This window comes from Ideonella azotifigens, assembly GCF_021043325.1.
Taxonomy (GTDB): domain Bacteria; phylum Pseudomonadota; class Gammaproteobacteria; order Burkholderiales; family Burkholderiaceae_C; genus Ideonella; species Ideonella azotifigens.
This window is the reverse complement of record NZ_JAJNKD010000038.1, coordinates 1-4412: the sequence shown is the minus strand read 5'-3', so window position 1 is coordinate 4412 and position 4412 is coordinate 1. Positions and strand designations below refer to the sequence as shown.

Genomic DNA, 4412 nt, shown 5'->3' with positions numbered 1-4412 from the left:
TCGACCTGACCACAGACTGAGCGGCGCCTGCCTCGCCATTGCCGCAGGGGCAAGGACGCGGTTCATTGACCGCTTACGGTCAGAGCGCTGCCAGATGGAGGATCGCAGGGTATGGCGATGCAGCGTTCCGTCGGGCAGCGCGTGCGCGGAGCGATAGGTCAGCAACGCGACGTCGGGAGCTAGAGGTCGCACCAGGAAGTTGCTGGCCACCACGCGCGGATGCTGCGCTGCAGATGGCAGGCGCAAGAGTACGTCGGCCTTTGTATAGGCGGCGCCGGAGCGGCCGAACTCCTGGAATTCCGCGTGGAGCAATGCGTCGAGGCGAGCGGCGTCGCCGCGCACCACCGGTTGGTGCAGTTCGACTTCAAGTGCCTGAAGCTGGCCAAGCAAAGATGGTTCGAGATGCTGCATTGGAAATGACGGCTTCGGGGTCGCACGGTGCCCATGAGTGAATCACTGCGACGGCAATGCCAGTCTATCCGGGCCGTTGCCGTTCAGCTGTCAAAGCATCTACTGCGAACAGACGCAAAAAAGGCGCCGCAAGCGGCGCCTTCGAGACTTGACCAAGTCGCCCACCAGGGGCGATCCGGGTCAGTGAAAGATCAGAACGCAGCCGTGCCGTTGGGCGTGCCCAGGCCGGTCGGGCCGTCGTAGCCGGTGCCGCTAGTGCACAGGTAGCTGCCACCGCAGGAACCGTTGCTGCCGGAGGTCACGTCGAAGATCGAGTTGGTGTGGCTGTAGGGGTCGGAGCCGTAGGTGACCGGGCCGCCGTTGACGCCGTAGATGCCGGCGATGACCGGGGCTGCGACGCTGGTGCCGCCGTAGACCTGCCAGCCGGACTTGGTGCCGAACTTCTTCGGGGCATACACGGCCACGCCGGTGTTCGGGTCGGCCACGGCGGAGACGTCGGCCACGGTGCGCTTGGCGCAGCCGGTGTCCAGCTGCCACGAGGGCTTGGCGTAGACGGTGCTGCAGCCGCTGCCGGCGCCGCTCCAGGCGGTTTCGACCCAGCCGCGGCTGTTGGTGGAGGTCTTCAGCGAGGTGCCGCCAACGGCAATCACGTGCGGCGAAGAGGCCGGGAACTGCACGCCGTAGCCGCTGTCGCCCGAACTCACCACCACGGCGATGTTCAGGTGGTCGTAGGCCGACTCATAGCTGGTCGAGCCGGACTCGCTGCCACCGTAGCTGTTGCTGATGGCACGCACGCCAGGCAGTGCGGCTGCGGTGTTGACGGCCTTGGCCAGGTTGGCCGAGCTGGTCGACGTGGCTTCGACGAAGACGATGCTGCAGGACGGGCACATGGCGCTGACCATGTCCAGGTCCAGCGCGGCTTCCTGGTTCCAGCCCTTGTTGGTGCCCGGATAGTTGGTGCCGCCGTTCTGGTCGATCTGCTTGAAGCAGCCGTTGGCCTTGGTGCAGGCCGGCAGGCCGAACTGCGAGCGGTAGACCGCCAGGTCGGCTTCGGCATTGGCGTAGTGGTAAGCGTCCACGACCGCGATCACGGTGGCCGCGCTGCCGTTGCCGGTGATCTTGTAGGCCGAGCGCAGGCTGGCCGGGCTCAGGCCGCTGGGCGCTGCCGTGACCAGGTCTTCGCCATTGCGATCCAGCACGATGTGCGCATGGCAGCGCGCATGGCCTTCGGCCACATCCCTGCTGCATGCCTCACGCGTGTGCACCAGCTTGCGCGCTGCGCTGCCGAGGTCTTGCGCGCTCGCGCCGACACTCAGCAACTGCAACACCGCGGCGGTCAAGGTGACCCCCAAAATCCTGAGCCTGATTCCTCGCATACAAACCTACTCCTGAAAAAACAAAAAGCATGTCAGGACCGCGGCAAATGCCCGAGTTCGCCCGTCTTCAGGGCCCTCTGCATGTCACCGCGGCGTGGGTCGGATCGACCCCTGATTCGCCAAGCGGCCGATGCTGCTACAACAAGTGTTTTTGAGGCTGTCCAAAGCCTGTCAAACCGCCTTCCAGCCCCTAGTTCACCGCCTCATCCCCCTATGTCAAACCCTTTTCCGTTGACCATCCTGACCGGCAGCTCTCGCGGCATGGGCGAGGCCATGGCCGCCCAGTGCCTGCAAGAAGGCCACTGCGTGATCGGCATCTCGCGCCGGCACAGCGAAGCGCTGGATGCACTGGCCGCCAGCCGCGGCGCCACGCTGCTGCAGTGGCGCCATGACCTGGCCGAGCCCGAGGCCGCCGGCTGGGCCCTGCTGGACTGGCTGCAGGCGCAGGCACCCGGCCGTTTCAGCCAAGCCACCTTGATCAACAACGCCGGCGTGATCGCGCCGCTGCAGCCCCTGGCCGACATCGACCCTGCAGCCACCGCCAAGGTGTTGCGCGTGGGCCTGGAGGCGGCCATGGTGATGAGCACCATGTTCCTGCGCGGCACCCGCGGCTGGACGGTGCCGCGCAAGCTGCTGAACATCTCTTCCGGGCTGGGCCGGCGCGCGATGGCCGGCAGCGCTTCCTACTGCGCGGCCAAGGCCGGCATGGACCATTTCAGCCGAGCGCTGGCGTTGGAAGAAGCCCTGCAGCCCAACGGTGCCAAGGTCGTCTCGCTGGCGCCCGGCGTGATCGACACCGGCATGCAGGACCAGCTGCGCGCCGCCGACCCCGCGGCTTTCCCTGACCACGCCAACTTCGTCGCACTGAAGGCCGGCGGCCAGCTGCTCAGCCCGGCCGACGCCGCGGCTCGGGTGTTGGCCTTCCTGGCCAGGCCGGACTTCGGCGGCAACCCGGTGGCGGATGTGCGAGACGCCAGCGCATGAGCGGCGACCTGCGACCCGTGCCGTGGATCGTGCCGCTGCTGTGGAGCCTCGTCGGCCTGGCCTTTGTCGCCTCCGGCTGGCAGCCGTTCGACCGCGGCACCTGGGTGCTGGAAGTGACGCCGGTCGTCATTGCCGCGCCGCTGCTGTGGGCGCTGCGCCGCCGCTGCCCGTTCACGCCGATGCTGCTGGGCCTGATCGCCGTGCATTGCCTGATCCTGATCTACGGCGGCGCCTACAGCTATGCCCGCGTGCCGCTGGGCTTCTGGCTGAAGGACTTGCTGGGCACCGAGCGCAACCCTTACGACCGCATCGGCCACCTCGCCCAGGGCCTGGTGCCGGCGCTGGTGGCACGCGAGGTGCTGATACGGCGTGGGGTGTCGGCCGGGCGCTGGCTGACCGGCTTCCTCAGCCTGTGCGTGGCGATGGCCATCAGCGCGTGGTACGAGTTGATCGAATGGGCCGCGGCACTCGCGCTGGGCCAGGGCGCCAACGAGTTCCTGGGATCCCAGGGCGACATCTGGGACACGCAATCCGACATGTTCTGCGCCTTCATTGGCGCGCTGCTGGCGCTGGCCTTGTTCTCCCGCTGGCAGGACCGGCAGATCGCCCGTGGACCGCGCTGGCAGGTTTCACCCCTCAAGACTTGAGCCATCAGGAGACAGCCTGTGCATACCCTGTTCGGTTTCCCCGGTTCCGGTTCGGCCGCGGTCGAGCTGGCGCTTCACCGTTGTGCCCTGCCCTTCGAGTTGGTCAACGCCGCCTCGTGGGCGCCTGAGTCCGCACGCGAGCAACTGGCCGCCGCCAACCCGCTGCAGCAGATCCCGACGCTGCGATTGCCAGGCGGCGCGGTCATGACCGAAAGCGCCGCGATCCTGATACAGCTCGGCCTCGAACACCCGGGCAGCGGCCTGCTGCCTGGCACGCCGGCCGAGCGCGCGCAGACCGTGCGTGGCCTGGTCTACATCGCCGCCAACTGCTATTCAGCCATCAGCATCACCGACTACCCCGAGCGCTGGCTGGACGGGTTCAAGGACGGCGAGGCGCCGCTGCGGCGCGGCAGCCGTTCCCAATTGCATCATCACTGGACGCTGTTCGCCGACCAGTTCATGCCGCTGGCCGCAACCCAACCTTTCCTCGGCGGCGCGCAGCCGGGCGCGCTGGACTTCCTGGCGGTGGTGGTGAGCCGCTGGTCCGGCACGCGCCGCGCGATGCACCAGCACAGGCCTGCATTTTCCGAGCTGCTGCAGCGCATTGAAGCCGACCCGCTGGTGGCCGAAATCTTCCAGCTGCATTTTCCGAAGCCAGCACCGTTACACGACTGATTCGTGTCAAGACCGAGATCAGGCGACAAGGGTTAACACACCCCCAACTTGCGGGACGAGGTCAGCTCGCTTGCCTGGATGGATGCGCGCAGAATTTGCCGGTTACATCAAGCATCCGGGAGGGTGGGCATGGCAGTCGCATCGGTTTGGCGCAAGGTTGGCCGCTTGCTCATTGGCGTCGCGCTCACCTTGGGCGCAGGTTTTCAACTCGCGCATGCCGACACACCGCCCTCGGTGGGCCTGCCCCGCGCCGTCCCCGGCTTTGAGGAACCCCTGATCGCCACCAGCCCTCTGGTGGCCGCAGACGAAGCCGCCCTCA

The 4412-nt window shown here is 67.2% G+C and carries 6 protein-coding genes; 4 read left to right on the top strand and 2 right to left on the bottom strand.

The window, feature by feature from the left end; genetic code table 11:
* Window positions 1-411, bottom strand: a 411-nt coding sequence (locus tag LRH25_RS32395; RefSeq protein ID WP_231013266.1) for a nuclear transport factor 2 family protein, incomplete at its 3' end; no start/stop codon positions are given.
* A gap of 191 nt (window positions 412-602) precedes the next feature.
* A complete protein-coding gene (locus LRH25_RS32390; protein ID WP_231013264.1) occupies window positions 603-1763 on the bottom strand; it encodes a S53 family peptidase in 1161 nt (386 codons plus the stop codon).
* 237 nt (window positions 1764-2000) lie between these two features.
* Between LRH25_RS32390 and LRH25_RS32385 the strand changes: the two genes are divergently transcribed.
* The 4 genes from LRH25_RS32385 to LRH25_RS32370 form a co-directional block, all read left to right on the top strand.
* The gene (locus LRH25_RS32385) at window positions 2001-2771 is read left to right on the top strand and encodes an SDR family NAD(P)-dependent oxidoreductase (protein ID WP_141289909.1); all 771 of its coding nucleotides are present in this window, start codon (window positions 2001-2003) and stop codon (window positions 2769-2771) included.
* Window positions 2768-3418: a DUF2238 domain-containing protein gene (locus LRH25_RS32380; RefSeq protein ID WP_141289908.1), complete on the top strand. Its 651-nt coding sequence runs from the start codon at window positions 2768-2770 to the stop codon at window positions 3416-3418. Before LRH25_RS32385 ends, LRH25_RS32380 begins: the two co-directional genes overlap by 4 nt.
* Before the next feature lie 18 nt (window positions 3419-3436).
* Window positions 3437-4093 carry a glutathione S-transferase family protein gene (locus LRH25_RS32375; RefSeq protein WP_141289907.1) on the top strand — a complete coding sequence of 219 codons (657 nt, stop codon included), beginning with the start codon at window positions 3437-3439 and terminating at the stop codon, window positions 4091-4093.
* A 129-nt stretch (window positions 4094-4222) separates the two neighbouring features.
* A partial coding sequence (locus LRH25_RS32370) for a hypothetical protein (protein ID WP_231013262.1) occupies window positions 4223-4412 on the top strand: 190 nt, incomplete at its 3' end.

Excerpts from the sequence above, each read along its gene's own strand:
- LRH25_RS32385 (WP_141289909.1), top strand. The coding sequence starts at position 2,001 with ATGTCAAACCCTTTTCCGTTGACCATCCTGACCGGCAGCTCTCGCGGC.
- LRH25_RS32380 (WP_141289908.1), top strand. The coding sequence starts at position 2,768 with ATGAGCGGCGACCTGCGACCCGTGCCGTGGATCGTGCCGCTGCTGTGG.